22 protein-coding genes are annotated in these 19,847 nt (G+C 69.1%); 6 read left to right on the forward strand and 16 right to left on the reverse strand.

What is annotated here, in order from left to right; genetic code table 11:
- Nucleotides 1–2: 2 nt before the first annotated feature.
- From xdhB to uraH, 3 genes are read right to left on the reverse strand one after another with little or no spacing between them, the layout of a single operon-like run.
- Nucleotides 3–2,405 (reverse strand): xanthine dehydrogenase molybdopterin binding subunit, encoded by a 2,403-nt coding sequence (gene xdhB, locus AUL34_RS02295; RefSeq protein WP_082653090.1) that lies wholly within the window; start codon nucleotides 2,403–2,405, stop codon nucleotides 3–5.
- On the reverse strand, nucleotides 2,405–3,847 hold the full coding sequence (xdhA, locus tag AUL34_RS02300; RefSeq protein ID WP_061930473.1) for a xanthine dehydrogenase small subunit: 1,443 nt from the start codon (nucleotides 3,845–3,847) through the stop codon (nucleotides 2,405–2,407). Before xdhA ends, xdhB begins: the two co-directional genes overlap by 1 nt.
- Entirely contained in the window at nucleotides 3,847–4,218 is a 372-nt protein-coding gene (gene uraH / locus AUL34_RS02305) for a hydroxyisourate hydrolase (protein WP_061930475.1), read from the reverse strand. Before uraH ends, xdhA begins: the two co-directional genes overlap by 1 nt.
- A gap of 170 nt (nucleotides 4,219–4,388) precedes the next feature.
- Here uraH and puuE point away from each other — a divergent pair, with 170 nt between their 5' ends.
- From puuE to AUL34_RS02320, 3 genes are all read left to right on the forward strand, one after another.
- A complete protein-coding gene (puuE, locus tag AUL34_RS02310) occupies nucleotides 4,389–5,831 on the forward strand; it encodes an allantoinase PuuE (protein WP_061930478.1) in 1,443 nt (480 codons plus the stop codon).
- Nucleotides 5,828–6,325: an ureidoglycolate lyase gene (locus AUL34_RS02315; protein WP_061930481.1), complete on the forward strand. Its 498-nt coding sequence runs from the start codon at nucleotides 5,828–5,830 to the stop codon at nucleotides 6,323–6,325. Before puuE ends, AUL34_RS02315 begins: the two co-directional genes overlap by 4 nt.
- A gap of 128 nt (nucleotides 6,326–6,453) precedes the next feature.
- The gene (locus AUL34_RS02320) at nucleotides 6,454–9,060 is read left to right on the forward strand and encodes a PQQ-binding-like beta-propeller repeat protein (RefSeq protein ID WP_061930485.1); all 2,607 of its coding nucleotides are present in this window, start codon (nucleotides 6,454–6,456) and stop codon (nucleotides 9,058–9,060) included.
- 6 nt (nucleotides 9,061–9,066) lie between these two features.
- Here AUL34_RS02320 and AUL34_RS02325 read toward each other — a convergent pair whose 3' ends face one another.
- Genes AUL34_RS02325 through ureC form a run of 7 tightly spaced genes read right to left on the reverse strand, consistent with a single transcriptional unit; the run spans nucleotide 9,067 to nucleotide 14,731 of the window.
- A complete protein-coding gene (locus AUL34_RS02325; protein ID WP_061930487.1) occupies nucleotides 9,067–10,404 on the reverse strand; it encodes an 8-oxoguanine deaminase in 1,338 nt (445 codons plus the stop codon).
- 6 nt (nucleotides 10,405–10,410) lie between these two features.
- Entirely contained in the window at nucleotides 10,411–11,067 is a 657-nt protein-coding gene (gene ureG / locus AUL34_RS02330) for an urease accessory protein UreG (RefSeq protein ID WP_061930663.1), read from the reverse strand.
- The gene (locus tag AUL34_RS02335; RefSeq protein WP_061930489.1) at nucleotides 11,067–11,771 is read right to left on the reverse strand and encodes an urease accessory UreF family protein; all 705 of its coding nucleotides are present in this window, start codon (nucleotides 11,769–11,771) and stop codon (nucleotides 11,067–11,069) included. The genes ureG and AUL34_RS02335 overlap by 1 nt, the downstream gene beginning before the upstream one ends.
- A complete protein-coding gene (locus AUL34_RS02340) occupies nucleotides 11,740–12,222 on the reverse strand; it encodes an urease accessory protein UreE (protein ID WP_192845674.1) in 483 nt (160 codons plus the stop codon). The genes AUL34_RS02335 and AUL34_RS02340 overlap by 32 nt, the downstream gene beginning before the upstream one ends.
- Nucleotides 12,189–12,548: an MliC family protein gene (locus AUL34_RS02345; RefSeq protein ID WP_061930495.1), complete on the reverse strand. Its 360-nt coding sequence runs from the start codon at nucleotides 12,546–12,548 to the stop codon at nucleotides 12,189–12,191. Before AUL34_RS02345 ends, AUL34_RS02340 begins: the two co-directional genes overlap by 34 nt.
- On the reverse strand, nucleotides 12,545–13,009 hold the full coding sequence (locus tag AUL34_RS02350) for a DUF29 domain-containing protein (RefSeq protein WP_061930499.1): 465 nt from the start codon (nucleotides 13,007–13,009) through the stop codon (nucleotides 12,545–12,547). Before AUL34_RS02350 ends, AUL34_RS02345 begins: the two co-directional genes overlap by 4 nt.
- 9 nt (nucleotides 13,010–13,018) lie before the next feature.
- Nucleotides 13,019–14,731: an urease subunit alpha gene (ureC, locus tag AUL34_RS02355; RefSeq protein ID WP_082653091.1), complete on the reverse strand. Its 1,713-nt coding sequence runs from the start codon at nucleotides 14,729–14,731 to the stop codon at nucleotides 13,019–13,021.
- Between the two features lie 129 nt (nucleotides 14,732–14,860).
- Between ureC and AUL34_RS02360 the strand changes: the two genes are divergently transcribed.
- Both AUL34_RS02360 and AUL34_RS02365 read left to right on the forward strand, forming a co-directional pair.
- Nucleotides 14,861–15,286 (forward strand): hypothetical protein, encoded by a 426-nt coding sequence (locus AUL34_RS02360; protein ID WP_061930505.1) that lies wholly within the window; start codon nucleotides 14,861–14,863, stop codon nucleotides 15,284–15,286.
- A 126-nt stretch (nucleotides 15,287–15,412) separates the two neighbouring features.
- Complete coding sequence (locus AUL34_RS02365; protein ID WP_061930509.1) at nucleotides 15,413–15,916, forward strand: hypothetical protein; 504 nt, start codon at nucleotides 15,413–15,415, stop codon at nucleotides 15,914–15,916.
- Between the two features lie 24 nt (nucleotides 15,917–15,940).
- On the opposite strand, the gene AUL34_RS02370 is transcribed toward AUL34_RS02365, so the two are convergent.
- Nucleotides 15,941–16,252, reverse strand: coding sequence for an urease subunit beta (locus AUL34_RS02370; RefSeq protein WP_061930511.1), 312 nt, complete (start codon nucleotides 16,250–16,252; stop codon nucleotides 15,941–15,943).
- 224 nt (nucleotides 16,253–16,476) lie between these two features.
- On the opposite strand from AUL34_RS02370, the gene AUL34_RS02375 reads away from it, so the two are divergent.
- A complete protein-coding gene (locus tag AUL34_RS02375; protein WP_061930515.1) occupies nucleotides 16,477–16,722 on the forward strand; it encodes a hypothetical protein in 246 nt (81 codons plus the stop codon).
- On the opposite strand, the gene AUL34_RS02380 is transcribed toward AUL34_RS02375, so the two are convergent.
- The 5 genes from AUL34_RS02380 to AUL34_RS02400 all read right to left on the reverse strand — a co-directional run bounded on the left by AUL34_RS02380 (nucleotide 16,697) and on the right by AUL34_RS02400 (nucleotide 19,805).
- A complete protein-coding gene (locus AUL34_RS02380) occupies nucleotides 16,697–16,999 on the reverse strand; it encodes an urease subunit gamma (RefSeq protein ID WP_061930518.1) in 303 nt (100 codons plus the stop codon). The genes AUL34_RS02375 and AUL34_RS02380 overlap by 26 nt on opposite strands.
- Nucleotides 17,000–17,027: 28 nt before the next feature.
- Nucleotides 17,028–17,921, reverse strand: a complete 894-nt coding sequence (locus AUL34_RS02385; protein WP_244492413.1) for an urease accessory protein UreD — start codon at nucleotides 17,919–17,921, stop codon at nucleotides 17,028–17,030.
- Nucleotides 17,918–18,562, reverse strand: a complete 645-nt coding sequence (locus AUL34_RS02390; RefSeq protein ID WP_061930521.1) for an amino acid kinase — start codon at nucleotides 18,560–18,562, stop codon at nucleotides 17,918–17,920. The genes AUL34_RS02385 and AUL34_RS02390 overlap by 4 nt, the downstream gene beginning before the upstream one ends.
- A gap of 121 nt (nucleotides 18,563–18,683) precedes the next feature.
- Entirely contained in the window at nucleotides 18,684–19,556 is an 873-nt protein-coding gene (locus AUL34_RS02395; RefSeq protein WP_061930523.1) for a dihydroneopterin aldolase, read from the reverse strand.
- Nucleotides 19,557–19,805: an Lrp/AsnC family transcriptional regulator gene (locus AUL34_RS02400; protein WP_061930526.1), complete on the reverse strand. Its 249-nt coding sequence runs from the start codon at nucleotides 19,803–19,805 to the stop codon at nucleotides 19,557–19,559.
- Nucleotides 19,806–19,847: the final 42 nt, after the last annotated feature.

Here is a 19,847-nt window from a genome sequence, read left to right on the forward strand (position 1 = left end):
GCTCACGCCCTCCGCACCGTCTCGACGGCGGCCAGGATACGCTCGGGCGTCGCCGGTGCGTCGAGATCGGGGAAACGCCTATAGTCGCCGGCGGCGCAAACCGCGTCGGCGAGCGCCGAGAAGACCGAGAGCGCCAGCATGAAGGGCGGTTCGCCGACGGCCTTGGAGCGGAAGATCGTGTCGGCGGGATTGCGGCCCTTGTCCCAGAGCTTCACCCGCAGGTCGTCCGGCCGGTCGTTGGCGGTGGGGATCTTGTAGGTGGAGGGCGCATGGGTGCGCAGGCGCCCCGCCTTATCCCACCATAGCTCCTCCATCGTGAGCCAGCCCATCCCCTGGATGAAGCCGCCCTCGATCTGGCCGAGGTCCAGCGCCGGGTTCAGCGAGCGCCCGACGTCGTGCAGGATGTCGGCGCGCGTGAGCCGGTTCTCGCCGGTCAGCGTGTCGATCACCACCTCCGAGCAGGCGGCGCCGTAGGCGAAGTAGTAGAACGGCTTGCCGCTCGCCGTTTCGCGGTCGTAAGCGATGCCGGGCGTCGCATAGAAACCGGTCGAGGAGAGCGAGACCCGCGCGAGATAGGCCTCGCCCACGAGGTCGCGGAAGCGCAGCTCCTTCGCGCCGATCCGCACCCGGCCCGGCGCGAACTCAACCGCGTCGCGCGCCACGCCGTAGCGCGACACGGCATAGTCGATCAGGCGCTCCTTGATGGTGCGGGCGGCGGCCTGAGCCGCCATGCCGTTGAGGTCGGAACCGGACGATGCGGCCGTCGCCGAGGTGTTGGGGACCTTGGCCGTGGTGGTGGCGGTGATCTTCACGTCCGAGACGTCGATCTGGAATTCCTCGGCCACGACCTGCGCCACCTTGGTGAAGAGGCCCTGCCCCATCTCCGTGCCGCCGTGGTTGAGGTGGACCGAGCCGTCCTTGTAGACGTGGACCAGCGCGCCGGCCTGGTTGAGGTGCGAGGTGGTGAAGGAGATGCCGAACTTCACCGGCGTCAGCGCCAGGCCCTTCTTGAGCACCGGGCTCGACGCGTTGAACGCGCGCACCGCCTCGCGCCGCGTGCGGTAGTCGCTGGAGGCTTCGAGCTCGGCCACGATCTCTGCGATCACGCAATCCTCGACCGCCATGTGATAGGGAGTGCGCCCCGGCGCCCCCTCCCCCATCGCGGCGTAGAAGTTGCGCTTGCGCACATCCAGCGGATCGAGTTGGAGGTCGAAGGCGATGCGGTCCATCGTCCGCTCGATCGCCACCATCCCTTGCGGCCCGCCGAAGCCGCGAAAGGCGGTGTTGGAGACCGTGTTGGTCTTCAGGCGGCGCGAATGGATCAGTGCGACCTTGAGGTCGTAGGCGTTGTCGGCGTGGAACATCGCGCGGTCGGCGATCGCACCGGACAGATCCTTGGAATAGCCGCAGCGCACCGCGTGCCGGAACTCGGCGCCGAGGATGCGCCCCTCGCCGTCGTGGCCGACGCGGTAGTCGGTGCGCATCTCGTGGCGCTTGCCGGTCATCTCCATGTCGTCGTCGCGATCGAGACGGCACTTCGCCGGCCGTCCCGTCTTCAACGCGACCAACGCGCAGACGGCGGCGAAGAGAGCGGGCTGCGATTCCTTGCCGCCGAAGCCGCCGCCCATGCGGCGCACCTCGATGGTGACCGCGTTGTCCGGACGCCCGAGGGCCTTGGCCACGTTGTGCTGCACCTCGGACGGGTGCTGCGTCGAGGAACGCACGAGAACGTCGCCATCCTCGAGCGGAACGGCGTAGGCGATGTGGCCTTCGAGATAGAAATGATCCTGCCCGCCGGTCTCCACCCGGCCCACCACGACATGCGGGGCGGCCGCGATCGCGGCTCCCGCGTCGCCGAGCCGCATCTCGTGGGCGGGCAGCAGATCCTCGCCCGCGGCATCCGCGGCGCCGAGCGCCTCGTCGATTGTAACAGCGGGCGCTGCGTCCTCGTACTCGACCTTGGCGAGCTTGGCGGCCATGCGCGCAGTGCGCAGGTCGCTCGCGGCCACGGCGAAGAGCGGCTGGCCGACATAGTGCACGTGGGTCTCGGCAAAGATCGGGTCGTCGCCGAAGACGGGCGAATAATCGTTGGTGCCGGGAATGTCGCCCGCGCCCAGCGCGCAGACGACACCAGCGGCCGCGCGCACGGGCGCGAGGTCGATCGAGAGAACCTTGGCGTTGGCGCGCGGGCTCATGGCGATGAAGACCTGGAGCGTGCCGGGCAGCTCGGGCTCGTCGTCCGTGTAGCGGGCAGCTCCGGTGACGTGCTTGGCGCCGCTGTCGTGGGGAATCGGCTGGCCGACGCCGCCGTTCAGGCGCGCGCGGTGTGCGGGGGGTGCCTCGTCGAGCGACACCGGATCGATCGTGCCGGCTTCGCCTCGGTCCTGGATGCGGGTCTCGTCCATCACGCGACCTCCCCGATGCGGGTCGGCACCCCGGACAGCTGAAGCCGGAAGCGTTCGAGGCAGCTGGCTGCCGCCTTGAGGCGATAGTCCGCCGTCGCGCGCATGTCGCTCAGCGGCTGAAAATCCTGTGCCAGCGCCTGCGCCGCGTCCCGCACCGCCGCTTCGTCGAAGAGCCGACCAACCAGCGCGGCTTCCGCGCCCAGCGCGCGCTTCGGCGTCCCGGCCATGCCACCGAAGGCGAGCCGCGCGCTCACCACACGCTCGCCGTCGAAGCCGAGCCGGAAGGCGGCCAGCACCGCCGAGATGTCTGAATCCATGCGCTTGGAAATCTTGGAGGCCGAGAAGCGCTCGCCCTCCTTCAGGAGCGGCACCTCGACGGCGACCACGAACTCGCCCTCGCGCCGGTCCTGTTTGCCGTATTCGAGGAAATAGTCCTCCAGCGGCAGACGGCGCACCGCGTCGCCCTGGCGCAGATACAGCGTCGCGCCGAGCGCGATCAGAACGGGGGGCAGGTCACCGATCGGCGAGCCGTTGGCGATGTTGCCGCCGACCGTCCCGGCATTGCGCACCTGATAGCCGGCGAAGCGGCGCATCACCTCGCCGAGATCGGGATGCAGCTCCGCCAGCCGCTCGCGCGCGTCGGCATGGGTGACGGCGGCGCCGAAGAACAGGCTTTCCGGCCCCTCCTCGACATGGCGCAGGTCCTGGACGCGGGACACGTCGATCAGGGTGTCGAAGGTGCGGTGCTGCTTCGTCACCCAAAGCCCGACATCGGTCGCGCCTGCCACCAGCGTCGCCGTCGGATGGGCGGCATAGGTGTCGGCGAGGTCGTCCACTTGGGTAGGCGACAGCCAGGTCGCGCCGCCGGCCTCGTAGTGGAAGAGATCGGGGCCGCGCAGCGACTCCAGCGCCTCGGAGCGCAGCGCGTCCTCGGGCCGGGTGTCGGGCACGGGCACCTTGGCGAGATCGAGCCCCGCCTCCACGATCGGCCCGTATCCGGTGCAGCGGCACAGGTTGCCGGAGACGACGTCCTTGACCGACTGGCGGTCGGTGAGGGCGCCCGTGCGCCAGCCGGCATAGAGCTGCATCACGAAGCCGGGCGTGCAGAAGCCGCACTGGCTCGCATGCCGCTCCACCATCGCCTCCTGGATCGGGTGAAGCCCATCACCGGATGCCAGGTGCTCCACCGTCTCGACCGCGCGCCCGTGCAGGGCCGGCAGGAAGAGGATGCAGGCGTTCATCGCACGGCGCTTCAGGCCGCCCCTCCCGTCCGGCTCCTCGACCATCACGGTGCAGGCGCCGCAGTCGCCCTCGGCGCAGCCCTCCTTGGTGCCGGTGAGGCGCTCGGCAGGGCCGCGCAGGTACTGCAGGACCGTGGTGGTCGGGGGCAGACCCTCCACCACGCGCTCCCGGCCGTTCAGGATGAAGCGGATCGGCGCCATCAGCTGCCCCGGTAGGTGGAGTAGCCGAAGGGCGAGAGGAGCAACGGCACGTGGTAGTGCCGGTCCTCCGAGATGCCGAAGCGGATCACCACGTCGTCGAGAAATTTCGGCTCGGCGAGCGCGACGCCTTGCGCGTCGAAATAGGGGCCGCAGAAGAAGGTGATCTCGTAGGTGCCGTGGCGAAAACCATCGCCCTGCATCAGCGGCGCCTCGCAGCGCCCGTCCGCATTGGTGCGCCCTTCGCCCACGAGATCCCGCCGCTCGCCCTCCAGCCGGTGGAGGACGAGTTCCAGCCCGCGCGCCGGCAACCCTTGCGCGGTGTCCAGAACATGCGTCGTCAGCCGGCCGGAACCGGGTTGCGTGTCAGCCATGGCGAGAGGGTCCGTTCCGTATTCAGGCATTCGACTGGCCAGTTTGCACCCGTTTTCGCGGCCTCGTCCAGCGGAAAGGTTGGAAGGCTTCGCATGGTCGCGCGCTTGGCAACGAGGGCGATAAGCGCATATCGAAAGGGGATCGACGCGACACATCCGAGGCCACCTTGATGACCACGTCCTATCCTCGCGATCTCCGCGGCTACGGCCGCAACGCGCCGGACCCGCAATGGCCCAATCCGCAAGGCTCGGGCCCTGCCAGGATCTGCGTCCAGTTCGTGGTGAACTACGAGGAAGGCGGCGAGAACGCGATCCTGCACGGAGACAAGGCGTCGGAAGCCTTCCTGTCGGAGATCGTCGGCGCCGCGGCCTGGCCCGGCCAGCGCCACATGAACATGGAATCCATCTACGAATACGGCGCGCGCGCCGGCTTCTGGCGGCTCTGGCGCCTGTTCACCGAGAGGCAGATGCCGGTCACGGTCTACGGCGTGGCCACCGCCCTGGAGCGCAGCCCCGAACAGGTAGCGGCCATGCGGGAAGCCGGCTGGGAGATCGCCTCGCACGGGCTGAAGTGGATCGACTACCGCGACCACGCGATCGAGGCCGAGCGCGCCGACATGGACGAGGCGCTGGCCCTCCACGAGGCCGTGACCGGCGAGGCGCCGGTCGGCTGGTACACCGGCCGCTCGTCGGAACACACGCTGGAACTCGCCGCCGAGCGCGACTTCCTCTACGTCTCCGACGCCTATGCCGACGACCTGCCCTACTGGCAGGAGACCCGATCGAAGCCCATCCTCGTCCTGCCCTACACGCTCGACTCGAACGACATGCGCTTCGCGACGCCGCAGGGCTTCAACACGGGCGAGCAGTTCTACACCTATCTCACCGACGCCTTCGACGCGCTCTATGCCGAAGGCGAGGCCGGCGCGGCCAAGATGCTGAACATCGGCCTTCATTGCCGCCTCGTCGGCCGGCCGGGCCGCTCGGCGGCGCTCGCACGCTTCCTCGACTACGTCCGGGCCAAGCCCGACGTCTGGGTCGCCACGCGGGCCGACATCGCCCGCCATTGGCGCGCCCGCTTCCCCTACCGCGAGACGATCAGCCCGCACCGCATGGAGCGCGCCGTGTTCCTCGACCTGTTCGGCGGGGTCTACGAGCACTCGCCCTTTATCGCCGAGCGCGCCTTCGAGCGTGGCCTCGGGGCCGCCAACGACACGGCGGAAGGGCTGGCCTCGGCGCTCCGCGTCCAATTCCGCCGCGCCAGCCGCGAGGAGCGGCTCGGCGTCCTGCGCGCCCATCCCGACCTTGCGGGCCGGCTGGCGCTCGCGGGGGAACTGACGGCCGAGTCCTCGGCCGAACAGGTCTCCGCCGGGCTCGATCGGCTGACGCCCGACGAACTCGCCCGCTTCACCGAGCTGAACACGCGCTACCAGACGCGCTTCGGCTTTCCCTTCATCATCGCCGTGCGAGGCCTCTCGAAGCACGACATCCTCGCCAGCTTCGAGACGCGGGTCGGGAACGACGAGGAGACCGAGTTCCGCACGGCCTGCACTGAGGTGGAGCGCATCGCGCGGCTGCGCCTCGACGCCATTCTCGGAGCGCCTGCCGCATGACTCTCAGGACGATACCCGCCCAGCCGCTGACGGCAGAGGCCTTCCGCCCCTTCGGCGAGGTGATCGAGCCCGACAACTGCACCGAGATCCGCCTCATCAACAACGGCACCACGACGCGATTCCACGACATCGCGCCGGTGGACGTCGCCTCGGGCGGCGGCCATGCGCTGATCTCGATCTTCCGCGGCAAGCCCTTCGACTTGCCCTTCCGGGTCGAGATGCTGGAACGCCATCCGCTCGGCAGCCAGGCCTTCATGCCGCTCGAGGGGCGTCGCTACCTGGTCGTCGTGGCGCCCGATCGCGACGGGCGGCCGGGCGAGCCGGTGGCCTTCCTGGCCGACGGGTCGCAAGGGGTCTCCTATGCGCGCGGCACCTGGCACCACCCGTTGATCGCGCTGGGCGAACGGTCCGACTTCCTGGTGGTCGATCGAGGCGGATCGGGCGGCAATCTGGCGGAGTTCTTCCTCGAAGCCCCGGTTCTCGTGGACGGTTGAGTCGTCGGAGCGCTTGACGCGCCGCATCATCGCGACATGTCCGCGCAGACCGGCTCTGGTTCACGGCTTCGCGAGGAGGTCGCAGGCCATCCGGGCATGGGTCCGCACGGGACCCAGAGGGACATCCGATGCCGACCCGAACCTCCCGAACGTTTCTGCGCGTCATGACCTGGCTGGTCGGGCTGTGCGGCATCGCGCTGCTTCTCGGCGGCGGCTGGCTCGCCGCGATCGGCGGCTCCGCCTATTACGTCGTCGCCGCCGTGTTCTTTCTCGCGACGGCCTTTCTCCTCCACCGCGCTCGGCCCGAGGCGCTCAGCGTCTTCGCGGTGCTGGTGATCGGCACGCTGATCTGGGCGCTCTACGAGGTCGGCTTCGACTGGTGGCCGCTCGCGGCGCGCGGCGACGTGGTGTTCGTCATCGGCGCCCTCCTGCTTCTGCCCTGGGTCACGCGCCCGCTGAGCCCCCGCACCGTCGCCGACGCGTTGGACGGACGCGAGCGCAAACTTTCGCCGCTGAAGGGCCACGGCGCGGTCCTGACCGCCTCGTTGCTCGTGGCCGTCGGCGTCGCGGCAAGCTCGTGGTTCACCGATCTTCACGCCAAGGAGGGCGAGCTTCCCGGCACGCGCGTCGGTGCCGGCGACGGCGGCATTCCCGAAGGCGAATGGCTCGCCTATGGCCGCAGCCAGATGGGACAGCGCTATTCGCCGCTCGCCGACATCACGCCGGCCAACGTGTCGTCGCTGGCGGTCGCCTGGTCCTTCGAGACCGGCGACGAACCGCAGCCGGGCGATCCGGAGGAGACGACCTTCCAGGTCACGCCCCTGAAGATCGGCGAGCGGCTGTATCTCTGCACGCCGCATCAGAACGTCATCGCGCTCGACGCGACGACCGGCGCCGAGGTCTGGCGCTACGATCCGGTGATCCAGGGCGAGCTCGCGCTTCAGCATCTCACTTGCCGCGGCCTGTCCTACCAGCGCGCGGAGGCGGCGAACGCTGCCGGCCAGCCCACGGGTGCGCCGCAAGCGGCCGCCAGCCAAGCCGCCGCGCCCGCACCACAGGGCACGGCGACCGAGCTGTCCGCCGAGGGCGGCCTGACCGCCCCGCAGGACAGCGGCTCGACGCCGAACGGTTCCAACGGTGCACCGGTCGACCAGTCCGGCGGCAACACGGACCCCGGCCTGCCGGTCGCCGTCGCCAACGCGCGCACCGCGACCTGCGACGACAAGCTCTTCATGCCGACCGCCGACGGACGCATCGTGATCCTCGACCCGGAAACCGGGGCGGTCTGTTCCAACGCGGGCGGCGGCGACGGGCAGATCGACCTCTGGGACCGGATGCCCAACGTCAATCCCGGCTCCTACTACTCGACCTCGCCGGTGATCGTCGCCGGCAACAGCGTGATCGTAGGCGGCACGGTGCTCGACAACGTGTCCACCGCCGAGGCGTCGGGCGTCATCCGGGCCTTCGACATCACCACCGGCAACCTTCTCTGGAACTGGGATTCCGGCAAGCCGAACGACACGCAACCCATCGGCGAAGGCCAGACCTATACGCCGAACAGCCCGAACTCGTGGTCGATCATGAGCGCGGACGAGGCGCTCGGCCTCGTCTACGTGCCGCTTGGCAACCAGCCGCCGGATCAGTGGGGCGCCAACCGCTCTCCGCAGGTCGAGGAGTACTCCTCCTCCATCGTCGCGCTGGATGTGCGCACCGGCCAGCCGCGCTGGCACTTCCAGACCGTGCATCACGACCTCTGGGACTACGACGTGCCCGCGCAGGCGAGCCTCATCGACCTGCCGATCGGAGGCGAGATCGTGCCGGCGCTCGTGCAGCCAACCAAGCAGGGCGAAATCTTCGTGCTCGACCGGCGCACCGGCGAGCCGGTGATGCCCGTGGTCGAGAAGCCCGCGCCCGGCGGCGCCGTCGCACCCGACCGCACGTCGCCGACCCAGCCGAAATCCGCCATCTCCTTCGACCCGCCGTCGCTTCGCGAACGCGACATGTGGGGCGCGACGATGTTCGACCAGCTCGCCTGCCGCATCGCCTTCCACGGGCTGAACTACGGCGGGCGCTTCACGCCGCCCTCGCTGGACGGATCGCTGATCTATCCCGGCAATTTCGGCGTCTTCAACTGGGGCTCGGTGGCCGTGGATCCAGCTCGTGGCGTGATGTTCGCGACGCCCACCTACCTCGCCTTCACCTCGCGTCTCGTGCCGCGTCCGGACGACAAGTCGCTCGTGGTCAATCCGAACCAGCCGAAAGGCGCGTTGCCGGCGCTCAACGAGAACTTCGGCGCGCCCTACGCCATCAAGCTCGGCCCCTTCACCTCGGCGCTCGGCCTGCCCTGCCAGCAGCCGCCCTGGGGCTATGTCGCGGGCGTCGACCTCACCACGGGCGAGACCGCCTGGATGCACAAGAACGGCACTACGCGCGACGCCTCGCCCGTGCCCCTGCCCTTCCGCATGGGCGTGCCCAATCTCGGCGGGCCGATGATGACGGCGGGCGGTGTCGCCTTCCTGTCCGGCACGATCGACTACTACGTGCGCGGCTACGACGTGACGACGGGCGAGGAACTCTGGAAGTCGCGCCTGCCGGCCGGCGGCCAGGCGACCCCGATGACCTATCGCGGCGCGGATGGGCGGCAGTACCTGCTCGTCGTCGCCGGCGGCCACGGCTCGCTCGGCACCAAGCGCGGCGACTCGGTGATCGCCTACGCCCTCCCGCAGGGCAACTGACGGCCCTCAGGCGAAGCGGCGTGCCGCTTCGCCGTGCTCGCGGCGGAGCTTCGCCAGATCGACGCCGACCGGTCGGCCGTCCAGGACGCGCCAGAGGCCCGCCACCATAACGCGGTCCGCTCGCGTCGCGCCGCAAAGGACAAGCGCGGCGATCGGGTCGTGCGCGCCGGAAAAGCGCAGCTCATCCAACGTGAAGAGGGCGAGATCGGCCTGGGCGCCGACGGCGATGCGGCCGATGTCGGCGCGCCCGAGACAGGCGGCCGAGCCCTCCGTCGCCCAGCGGATCGCGTCGCGCGCCGTCATCGCCGACGCGGACCGACGCGACAGGCGGTTGATCATCAGCGCGTGGCGCACCGCCTCCATCATGTTCGCGCTGTCGTTCGAGGCCGAGCCGTCGACGCCGAGGCCGATCGGACTGCCGGCGGCTTCCAGTTCGGCCGTCGGGCAGAAGCCGGACGCGAGGACGGCGTTCGAGGTCGGACAGTGGCAAACGCCGACCCGGTGCGCGCCGAGACGCCGGCACTCCTCGCTGGTGAAGTGAATGCCGTGCGCTAGCCAGGTCCGAGGCCCCAGCCAACCGACCTCCTCCAGATAGTCGACCGGGCGGCACTGGAAGCGCTCGAGGCAGAAGCGGTTCTCGTCCTCGGTTTCGCCGAGATGCGTATGAAGTCGGGCGTCGAAGCGCGCGGCGAGCGAGGCGCTCTTCTCCATCAGGCTCTTCGTGACAGAAAAGGGCGAGCAGGGCGCGAGCGCCACCTGCACCATAGCCCCCTCGCCGGGCTCGTGGAGCGTCGACAGCAGGCGTTCGGAATCGACGAGGATCTCGTCCTCGTCCTGCACCACGCTATCGGGCGGCAGGCCACCGTCCTTGGCCGATAGGTTCATCGAGCCGCGCGTCAGCGTCACGCGGATCCCCAGGCCCCGCGCCTCTTCCGCCTCGATGTCGATCGCGCGATCGAGCCCCGGCGGAAAGAGGTAGTGGTGGTCCGCTGCCGTGGTGCAGCCGGAAAGAAGCAGTTCGGTCAGCGCGAGGCGCACCGACAGGCGAAAACTCTCCGGATCGAGCCGCGCCCAGATCGGATAGAGCGCCTGCAGCCAGGGAAAGAGCTCCTTGTCGACGGCTGCGGGATGGGCGCGCGTCAGCGTCTGGTAGAAATGGTGATGCGCGTTGACGAGGCCGGGCAGGACGACGTGAGCGGAAGCGTCGACGGTCTCGTCCACAGGCGCGGAGGGTTCGCCACCGCTGCGGACGAGTTCGGCGATGCGACCGTTCTCCACCACGAGCCCGCCTTCGGCCCCTTCGGCCAGAATGGCGAGCGGTGCTTTCAGGAACAGGCGCGCCATGGCCGGTCAGGCCGCTTTCGCCACGGCCGGCAGTCCACCCGTGGCGGCGAGGAAGTCGAGGATGTCGTCGAGGCCGACGCGCCGCGACAGGTCCGCGAAGACGGTCGGCAGACCCTTGCGGCCCCGCCCAGCATCGGCTTCCATCCGCGCGAGATCGGCGCCGACATAGGGCGCGAGATCCGTCTTGTTGACGACCAGAAGGTCGGACCGCGTGATCGCGGGCCCCCCTTTCCGCGGGATGTCGTCGCCCTGGCAGACGGAGATGACGTAGATCGACAGGTCCACGAGGTCGGGCGAGAAGGTCGCGGCGAGGTTGTCGCCGCCCGATTCCACCAGGACAAGGTCGAGATCGGGATGGCGCGCACGCAGGTCGGCGATCGCGCGAAGGTTGAGCGAGGCATCCTCGCGGATCGCCGTGTGCGGACAGCCGCCGGTCTCGACGCCGATGATGCGATCGGCCGGCAAGGCCTGCCGGCGCACCAGCGCCTCGGCATCCTCGACGGTATAGATGTCGTTGGTGACGACGCCGATCGACCAACGGTCGCGCGCCGCAAGGCAGATCTTCTCGCACAGGGTCGTCTTGCCCGAACCGACGGGACCGCCGATGCCGACCCGCAGGGGCCCGTTGCGACGAAGGGATGTCAGGGCAGGCTCGATCGTCATCATGTTCTGAACAGCCTCGTTTCCAGGGTTTCGTGCCGCATCGCCTGAATGTCCGACAGGATCGTCGCCGAGCCGAGATCGTCCAGCGTCGAAGTGGCGGCACGGCGCGCGGTCTCGACGAGCACCGGTTCCAGCTGATGCAAGATCGCCACCGCCTCGCGCTGGCCGAGCGGCACGAGGCGCACGCAGACGCTGAGGAGATTGGCCGCGAAGGCATGTGCGAAGGCGGTCGCCGCGGCACCGAGCGGCACGCTCTCGCGCGCAGCCAGTGCCCCCACCGCGACGGGATAGGCCATCGCCTCGACGGTGCCCGAACCCCAGGGGGCAGCGGCGGCCGCGAAGGCGCTTCCGAGTTCGGCCGTCTCGCGTCGCCGTTCGGCAGAGCCGGAGAGCGCGCCGGCGAGTTCCGCGACCTCGGTCAATGCGCCGGCATCGCCAGCCATGGCCGCGCGGTGGGCCGCGGCCAGAAGAACGAGATCGTTCCAACCGCTGCCGTGGACGAGAAGCGTCTCGATCCAGTCCGCGCAGTCGTCCGCCCGCCGGAGGAGGCCCGCCGCAATCGCGGCTTCGAGCCCGTGGGAATAGCCGAAGGCGCCGACGGGAAAAGCCGGCGAGAGCCAGGTCTGGAGCTTCAGAAGCGCCGCCGGCCCGATCGTGTCCGGCGGCGTGCCGTCAATCATGACCGTGATGGTGCCCGCCGGCATAGGCGCCGCCCACCGGATCGAAGGCCGCCTCGACCTCGTGGACATCAGCCCCGAGCCCGCGCAGCATGTCCGCGATCACATGGTCGCGGCGCAGGAGGATACGCCCGTCTCGGATCTGGCAGGGCAGATGCCGGTTGCCGATCTGCCAGGCGATCTGCAGGAGATGGTCGGCGTCGCGTCCGTCGACGCTCAGCAACTGTTCCGGCTTCGCCTTCACTTCGACGAGGCGTCCGTCCGACAGGACGATCGCGTCGCCCGCAAGAAGCAGGCGTGCCTCGGCGAGGTCGAGGAGAAAGGCGATACCCCCGTCCGACACCATGGCCATGCGCCGGCGATGCCGCTGCGCCTCGTCCAGCGTGATCGTGTCGTCGGCCGGGCCTGCCCATTGGCCCCGTGCATGAATCCGTCCCGCCTCGATCAACCGCGCGACCCTCTCTTGATCTGTTGGCATTCGGCGACCGGTGCGTCGCCCTTGGTCACGTCGAGAAGGCTGGCGTCCGTCCCCTTGGACCACCAGACCTGGGCACCTGCCGCATATTTCGCCCCGGAGGCCGCGATCACGCCGACGAAGAGGCGCCGGCTCGAACCAGCTTCCACGATCGCGAGATCGTTGTCCGGAAGGTTCACGTAGTCCACGACACGGCTGACGCCGTCGGAGCATTCGTAGGTGAAGCGCATGCGCTCCGGCGTTCCCGGCAGGTCGAGCGTCAACGGATCGGCCTGCGCGACGGTCGCGCTCGCCAGCATGAGGGCCGAGAGGGTCAGAGCAGTCTTCATGCGCCGTCCGGGTAGAAGTCGGGGTCGAGGACGTCTTCCAGCCGAAAGGGGCAGGATTGCGGGGAGGCGTCTTCGGGAAGATCGGTTTCCGCCGCCACGATCGTGCGGGCCAAGGCGTATTCCTCGGCAAGCACCTTAGCGGGATAGGTCCTTAGGCTCAAACTTCTGGCAATGCGTCGATGCAGCCGGCTTCGCTGCTCGACGATCGCCCCCTTCCAACTGCCGGAGCGGCGCTCGGGCTCGTATGTCCATTCCAGCAGATGGAGCAGCAGAACGTTCATCCGGCTTTCGATCTCGCTGCGTTGCGAGTCACCCAAGCTCTCCAGTTCCTCCGCGGCGTTGTCCCAGTCGATCGAGTTGTGCGCCCGCGCCCGCGCCCGCAGCTTCGTCGCCTGGTCCTGCGTCCAGGCGTAGAAGTCGCGCTCGTAAAGCGGAGCGTCGGCGGGTTGCGGCTTGGCCATGCGGGGAGTCTAGAACAGGAAGTAGCGCTGCGCCATCGGCAGCACCGTAGCGGGCTCGCAGGTGAGAAGCTCGCCGTCGGCACGCACCTCGTAGGTCTCGGGGTTCACCTCGACATGGGGCGTCAGGTCGTTGAGGATCATCGACGCCTTGGAGATGCCAGAGCGCGTGTTCTCCACCGCCAGGAACGTCTTCTCGCAGCCGAGTTTCTCGCGCAAGTTCTCGGCCATCGCCGCGCCCGACACGAAGGTCACGCCGCTTGCGCCCACCGCCTTGCCGAAGGCGCCGAACATCGGGCGGTAGTGCATGGGCTGGGGCGTCGGGATGGAGGCGTTGGGGTCGCCCATGGGGGCCGCCACGATCGTTCCGCCGAGGAGCACCATCGCCGGCTTGACGCCGAAGAAGGCCGGATCCCAGAGCACGAGATCGGCGCGCTTGCCGACCTCCACCGAGCCGACCTCGCGCGACAACCCGTGCGCGATGGCCGGGTTGATCGTGTATTTGGCGACGTAGCGCCGGGCGCGCAGGTTGTCGTTGTCGCCCGTCTCGCCGGTCAGCGCCCCGCGCTGCCGCTTCATCTTGTCGGCGGTCTGCCAGGTGCGGATCACCACCTCGCCGACGCGGCCCATGGCCTGGCTGTCGGACGAGACGATCGAGAAGGCGCCGATGTCGTGGAGGATGTCCTCGGCGGCGATGGTCTCGCGGCGAATGCGCGATTCGGCGAAGGCGATGTCCTCGGGGATCGAGGCGTCGAGGTGGTGGCACACCATGAGCATGTCGAGATGCTCCTCCAGCGTGTTCACCGTGTAGGGCCGGGTCGGGTTGGTGGAGCCCGGCAGGACGTTGGGCAGACCGCAGACCTTGATGATGTCGGGCGCGTGGCCGCCGCCCGCCCCTTCCGTGTGGAAGGCATGGATGGTGCGGCCCCGGAAGGCGTCCACCGTGTTCTCGACGAAGCCCGACTCGTTCAACGTGTCGGTGTGGATCATCACCTGCACGTCGTATTCGTCCGCCACCGTGAGGCAGCAGTCGATCGCGGCCGGCGTCGTGCCCCAGTCCTCGTGCAGCTTAAGCGCGGCGGCCCCCGCCTTCACCATCTCGACCAGCGCCTGCGGCTGCGAGGCATTGCCCTTGCCCGACAGGGCGAAGTTCATGGGAAAGGCGTCGAGCGACTGGATCATGCGTGCGAGGTGCCAGGGGCCCGGCGTGCAGGTCGTCGCCAGCGTGCCATGGGCGGGACCCGTGCCGCCGCCGATCATCGTGGTGACGCCGGAATAGAGCGCCTCGTCGATCTGCTGCGGACAGATGAAGTGAATGTGGCTGTCGATGCCGCCCGCGGTGACGATCTTGCCCTCGCCCGCGATGGCCTCGGTGCCGGGTCCGACGACGATGGTGACGTTCGGTTGCGTGTCCGGGTTTCCGGCCTTGCCGATCGCCGCGATCCGCCCGCCGCGCAGTCCGATATCGGCCTTGTAGATGCCGGAATGGTCGAGAATCAGCGCGTTGGTGATGACGGTGTCCACCGCCCCTTGCGCGCGGGAGCGCTGCGACTGCCCCATACCGTCGCGGATCACCTTGCCGCCGCCGAACTTGACCTCCTCGCCATAGGTGGTCAGATCACGCTCCACCTCGATCAGGAGATCGGTATCGGCCAGCCTGACCCGGTCCCCGGTCGTCGGCCCATACATGGCGGCATAGGCGGGGCGAGAGATCGAAGTGGACACGGCTCCTCCTGCATCGGGCGTTTGCGCCGCACAAGACTAGGCCGCCCGCGCCGGCTTGTCTGCCTCTCAACAGGAGCCGGCGAGCTTTTTCACGCCTCGCGCGTTGCTGTGAGGATTCGGGAGAAACGCATGTCCATTCGTTCCCATGCCGCGTTCGCCGCCGTTGCTGCTCTCGTGCTCGCTGCCGCACCAGCAGTTGCCCAGCCCTTCGATCCCGGACCGCCGGGGATTTCGGTCGGCCAGTCGATGTCCGGAGCGCCGATCGGCGGCTATCGGCCCGTGCGCCGCCCACTTTCCATTCCCAACGCGCCGGTGTTCGGCGACACGGTGGAGGAGCGCGCCTACGGGCGGGACTACGACAATTCCTATCTCAAGCCGCAGGTTGTGCGTCCCGACGTGGACGGCACTTCGACACGGCTGCGCGCCGCCGAGGGACGTTCGAGCATCGGACCGGACACCGCGGGCGACTTCGCGCGCTCGGACGGCTCGGTGATCAACAAGAGCGGCGTCACGCGACCGATCTCGCCCCCACGCCGAGCCCGGATCGTGCGTTGATCGAGGCGCCATGCAACTTAAGCATCCGATCAGACTTTTGAGCCTATAGCGGATGGGATGTCCGCCCCGGATTCACGGCAGCACACGCGCGACATGGCGCGAGCGCCCTACCGAAAGGCTTGAAACATGCGCCGAGCTTCGCAGTCCCTCCTCTGCCTCGCGGCCCTTCTCGGGGCGTCGTTCGCCATGCCTGCCGCGGCGCAGTCGCTCGGTGGCGCGTCCAACTCGGTCGGCACGTCCGGGTCTGGCGGGTCCAGCGTCGGCGGATCGGGCACCACGGGCGGCGGCCTGACGCCGGGTCTTGGCGGCGCCAGCAACTCGATCGGCTCGTCGGGCGGCGTCGGCTCCAGCGCGACCTCGACACAGCAGCGCGCGACGGCAGGCTCCACGACGCTCAACCCGATCAATGCCGATGCGGCCGCCCGAACCGGCAATGTCGGCGCGGCGTCGACGATCGGCAGCGACAGCACGCTCGGCAGCACGGGCAATGGAACGGGATACGGCCAGGCCGGCGCCGGATCCGCGGCGCTCTACAACATTCCCCGCGCGCGGGTGAACGTCGACCTCCGCGGCATTCGAGCCGCGCTGCGCATGGGCCCGAACGCGACGCCCGATTCGCGCGGGTACTGACCGGCCTCGCGCCGGCTTCGGCGTTCAGCCGTCCAGCGCGCCCGAGATGCGAGCGTTGAAGCCATAGACACGCCGATCGCCCGAAAGGGCGATCAGGCGGACGTCGCGGGATTGGCCCGGCTCGAACCGCACCGCCGTCCCCGCCGCGATGTCGAGGCGCATGCCGCGCGCGGCCGCGCGCTCGAAGTCGAGCGCCGGATTGGTTTCGGCGAAATGGTAATGCGATCCGACCTGGATCGGTCGGTCCCCGGTGTTGGCGACCCGCAGGGTCAGGGCGTCGCGCCCCTCGTTCAGGACGATCTCGCCGTCGCGCGTCAGGATCTCGCCTGGAATCATCGTCTTTCCCCTGCCCCGATGCATCGCCTTCACCGTGGATCATGCTGCGGTCGCGAAGCCATGTCAAAAGCGGCGGGGTGCAATGCGCTGGAAACGCAAGACGCCACCGAACGACACCGGATCGAAACCCGGCGCTGCTAGTTTCCCAGTCCAGACAAACCGGTCACCGGCGGCGGGCAAGCGCCGACCGACAACAGAACCGGCGGGACAGGGACGACGAGACGATGAAACGCAAGCTGACGGGAGCGGCCGCACTGGCCGCCGCGCTCCTGGCAACGGCCGGCACGGCAATACCGGCCGGTGCCCCCGAACCGTTCGAGGTGCGCACCGTGACCATGAACGGCACCAGCGGTCCGGCCTACTACTCGCACATGTCGCGCAGCTACCGTTTCCTGGTGGCGGCGCAGAACGATGACGTCGTCGCGATGATGCCGACCGATGCGGTCAGCGAATCGGCTCGTGCACGGTGACGAGCTTGGTGCCGTCGGGAAAGGTCGCCTCGACCTGGATGTCGTGGATCATCTCGGCGATCCCCTCCATCACCTGATCGCGGGTGACGACATGAGCGCCGGCTTCCATCAGGTCGGCCACCGAGCGCCCGTCCCGCGCGCCTTCCACCACGAAGTCGGTGATCAGGGCGATCGCCTCGGGATGGTTCAACTTGACGCCGCGCTCCAGGCGTCGCCGGGCCACGGTCGCGGCCATGGCCACCAGGAGCTTGTCCTTCTCGCGGGGGGTCAGGTTCATGAGGATCGGTCCCGATGTGGCAGTGCGGTCAGAGCGACCATACAAGCGGCAGCGCGGAATGCGCCAGAAGGGCGATGAAGGGTCCGAGACGTTTTCTCAAGGCGTAGCCGTCGCGCGCCACGAGACGCGCCACCACCAGACCGTCGACGAGGCTCGCGCCCTCCGTCTCCGTCAGATGTCCGCGCAGGCGCGACAGCAGGCCGCATGGGTCCGGCCCCTGCCAGACGAGGGTGGAGAAGGCGTGCGCACCGCCGAGTGCGCAGGCGCGGGCTCCCAGGAGATCGATCGCCCCGCCGAGCCGGAGATCGTCCGCCAAGACGAGGCGACCGTCGCGACGCAGGCGCCAGCGGTCGGCGATCTCGCCGCTCGCGACCACCTCGCCCATCGCGGCACGCCCCAGAAGCACGCTTTCGACCAGAAGGAAGCGGCTCGTGGCCGCGGCGTCGAGATGGAGCCGCCGCGACAGTCTTCCACCCTCGAAGAGGATCGTCTCCTGCGGCAGGTAGGCGAGCGCCGCGCCGTCGCCCACCCGCATGGACAGATCGACCGTCGCCGCGCCGGCGCTCGAACGATAGACACGCTCGCAGGCCTGGGTCGTCACGGTGAGGGCGGCGCGCGGTTCGAGATCGAAGCCGAGCGTCAGGCAATCGCCGCCCGTGAGGCCACCCGACGTGTTGATGACGACGGCCTGGCATTCGTCCTCGGGTAGTCGCGGAAAACGCAGCTTCAGGCAGCCGGCCTGGTGGAGGCGTCGAATGCCGGTACGCGAACGGCTTCCGCGCCAGGACGCGCCGACCACGGCCTCGGCGTGCCCGCGCGCGCGCTGAAGGCTCGCAGCACCCGCCGCCTCGCTGGCGGGTCGATCGCGGATCTCGAAGGTTTCCGCACGGCCGATTGCCGGCCGATCGTCGGGGATCGTCACTGCGCGGCTTCGACGAACCCGCCCTGTTTCTCGTGCGCGACCTCGCGCCCCGGCACCGTGCCCTCGGCCAACCGACGTCCGGCGACGGCAAGGTCGGACGGGCCGGCGATGAAGACGCGCGTCGCGGGGTGGAGGAGGCCCGCAAAGCTCGGGTCGACGACGCCGGCCGCCGACACGGCTTCGATCGTCGAGTCCACCGGAAGATCGATCTGCTTGATGAGGCAAAGCGAAGCGCCTTCGATCCGCGCGGCGAGCCAGGCGGCGAGGCTGTCGGACGTGGTGCTCCAGGTGTGCTCGATCTCGTCCGCACGGATCACCAGCTTGGCCGGCATCCAGACCGGAATCATCCCGTCCGCATGGGCGCTCGCGATCGCGTCGATCGTGGCGGCAGGGCGAAGGCGCGTTCCAAGGCTCACCAAGGCATGGCCGAACTGCTCCATGGCCAGGATCGCCATGCGATGGGCGGCGTCGTCGTCGTAGCCGATCCGCGTCTGGTACTGGCGCACGAGCTTGGCGAAGGGACCGCCGCCCGGCACCACGACGAGCCGGCGCTTCGACTTCTCGATCGCCTCGACCCACTTGCGCAGGTCGGTGGATGCGATCGAACTGCCGCCGAACTTGACGACCAGGACGTCCTTCATCTCTTCGCACTCCCGACTCAACTGAGGCACTTTTGCGAACCAAGCCCGCCGCGCCGCAATTTGACCAAGTTTCCCGCCGGTGAAAAGTTCCTTTTGGCGGCTACTCGTATCCCGGCCAGCCTCAGGCCAGAGCCGTCCGCTTCCGCCGGATCTCGATGCCGACCGCTTCCGGCCCGAGATCCAGCTTCTCCACGCAGACCCTCACTTCGGCGACGCGCGGATCGATAAGGAGTTCTCCGGCGAGTTCCTCCGCCAGCGTCTCCACGAGATCGGTATGGCCGCGCTCGCAAAGGCGCCGGGCGGCGTCCATGACGATATCATAGGAATACACATCGCCCATCGCGCGTGGCACACCGGTCGAGGACCGGCGAACCGCCGCTTCCACGCTGAACCGCAGGCGCTGCGTCCGCTCGCGCTCGAAGCCGTAGGCGCCGACACGCGCCGGCAGCACGAAGTTCGTCATGCGGATCAGGTCGGTCGGCGCATCGTGAGCCGGTGCCTCGACGACGTTGAGCATGCGGCGCGCATCGGCCAGCGCCGTGTCGTCGAAGCCCTCCACCACGAGCGCATCGGGATGAAGCACGATGAGCCGCGCGATGTCCGGCAGTTCCAGCGCTCCGGCGAACCAGCACTCGACGCCCGCCGAACGGCAGGCCGCGACATGGCGCGCGAGGGTCTCGAGGGAAAAGGCACGCAAGAGCGGCCGGCCGGGATCGAGGAGCAGGATCGGAGCCCCCTCCTGGGCCAGCGATGCGGGGTCCGCGGGCGCCTCGACGCGGCGCACGCGGCGCGGCTCGGCCGGCAGGGCTTCGTCGGCGGCGATCGCGAACAGCGTCTGCTCGGTCTCCTCGCGCAACCGATCGGGCACGCCGACGCCCGAGCGCTCGCGCCGCGACGGCGCGAGCACGTAGTCCGCGCCGGCTTCCAGGGCGCGCCGCGCCTCGTCCGGCGATGACACGAGAGCGGCGAGACGGCAGGGCACGCGAGAGCTCATTCAGCCGCGCCCGAACGCCTTGAAGGCGACCGTGGTGAAGGTGTCGGAGACGCCGTCCAGCACCTGCAGGCGCTCGGTGACGAAATGACCGATGTCGCGGTTCGTCTCCAGATAGAACTTGGCGATGAGGTCGTACTGGCCGGACGTCGAGAAGACCTCCGAGATCTCCTCCACCGTCTCCACCAGAGCGGAGGCGACGGCATAGGCCTTGCCCGGCCGGCATTTGAACTGAACGAAGATGGCTTGCATGGGAGGACCTCCGGTCCCTCGCCTATCAGAGCGGCGGGCCCG

Origin of the sequence: Aureimonas sp. AU22 (genome assembly GCF_001463745.1) — a bacterium.
In the GTDB taxonomy this organism is placed as follows: domain Bacteria; phylum Pseudomonadota; class Alphaproteobacteria; order Rhizobiales; family Rhizobiaceae; genus Aureimonas.

Excerpts from the sequence above, each read along its gene's own strand:
- xdhB (WP_082653090.1), bottom strand. The coding sequence starts at position 2,405 with ATGGACGAGACCCGCATCCAGGACCGAGGCGAAGCCGGCACGATCGAT.
- xdhA (WP_061930473.1), bottom strand. The coding sequence starts at position 3,847 with ATGGCGCCGATCCGCTTCATCCTGAACGGCCGGGAGCGCGTGGTGGAG.
- uraH (WP_061930475.1), bottom strand. The coding sequence starts at position 4,218 with ATGGCTGACACGCAACCCGGTTCCGGCCGGCTGACGACGCATGTTCTG.
- puuE (WP_061930478.1), top strand. The coding sequence starts at position 4,389 with ATGACCACGTCCTATCCTCGCGATCTCCGCGGCTACGGCCGCAACGCG.
- AUL34_RS02315 (WP_061930481.1), top strand. The coding sequence starts at position 5,828 with ATGACTCTCAGGACGATACCCGCCCAGCCGCTGACGGCAGAGGCCTTC.
- AUL34_RS02320 (WP_061930485.1), top strand. The coding sequence starts at position 6,454 with ATGCCGACCCGAACCTCCCGAACGTTTCTGCGCGTCATGACCTGGCTG.
- AUL34_RS02325 (WP_061930487.1), bottom strand. The coding sequence starts at position 10,404 with ATGGCGCGCCTGTTCCTGAAAGCACCGCTCGCCATTCTGGCCGAAGGG.
- ureG (WP_061930663.1), bottom strand. The coding sequence starts at position 11,067 with ATGACGATCGAGCCTGCCCTGACATCCCTTCGTCGCAACGGGCCCCTG.
- AUL34_RS02335 (WP_061930489.1), bottom strand. The coding sequence starts at position 11,771 with ATGCCGGCGGGCACCATCACGGTCATGATTGACGGCACGCCGCCGGAC.
- AUL34_RS02340 (WP_192845674.1), bottom strand. The coding sequence starts at position 12,222 with ATGCCAACAGATCAAGAGAGGGTCGCGCGGTTGATCGAGGCGGGACGG.
- AUL34_RS02345 (WP_061930495.1), bottom strand. The coding sequence starts at position 12,548 with ATGAAGACTGCTCTGACCCTCTCGGCCCTCATGCTGGCGAGCGCGACC.
- AUL34_RS02350 (WP_061930499.1), bottom strand. The coding sequence starts at position 13,009 with ATGGCCAAGCCGCAACCCGCCGACGCTCCGCTTTACGAGCGCGACTTC.
- AUL34_RS02360 (WP_061930505.1), top strand. The coding sequence starts at position 14,861 with ATGTCCATTCGTTCCCATGCCGCGTTCGCCGCCGTTGCTGCTCTCGTG.
- AUL34_RS02365 (WP_061930509.1), top strand. The coding sequence starts at position 15,413 with ATGCGCCGAGCTTCGCAGTCCCTCCTCTGCCTCGCGGCCCTTCTCGGG.
- AUL34_RS02370 (WP_061930511.1), bottom strand. The coding sequence starts at position 16,252 with ATGATTCCAGGCGAGATCCTGACGCGCGACGGCGAGATCGTCCTGAAC.
- AUL34_RS02375 (WP_061930515.1), top strand. The coding sequence starts at position 16,477 with ATGAAACGCAAGCTGACGGGAGCGGCCGCACTGGCCGCCGCGCTCCTG.
- AUL34_RS02380 (WP_061930518.1), bottom strand. The coding sequence starts at position 16,999 with ATGAACCTGACCCCCCGCGAGAAGGACAAGCTCCTGGTGGCCATGGCC.
- AUL34_RS02390 (WP_061930521.1), bottom strand. The coding sequence starts at position 18,562 with ATGAAGGACGTCCTGGTCGTCAAGTTCGGCGGCAGTTCGATCGCATCC.
- AUL34_RS02395 (WP_061930523.1), bottom strand. The coding sequence starts at position 19,556 with ATGAGCTCTCGCGTGCCCTGCCGTCTCGCCGCTCTCGTGTCATCGCCG.
- AUL34_RS02400 (WP_061930526.1), bottom strand. The coding sequence starts at position 19,805 with ATGCAAGCCATCTTCGTTCAGTTCAAATGCCGGCCGGGCAAGGCCTAT.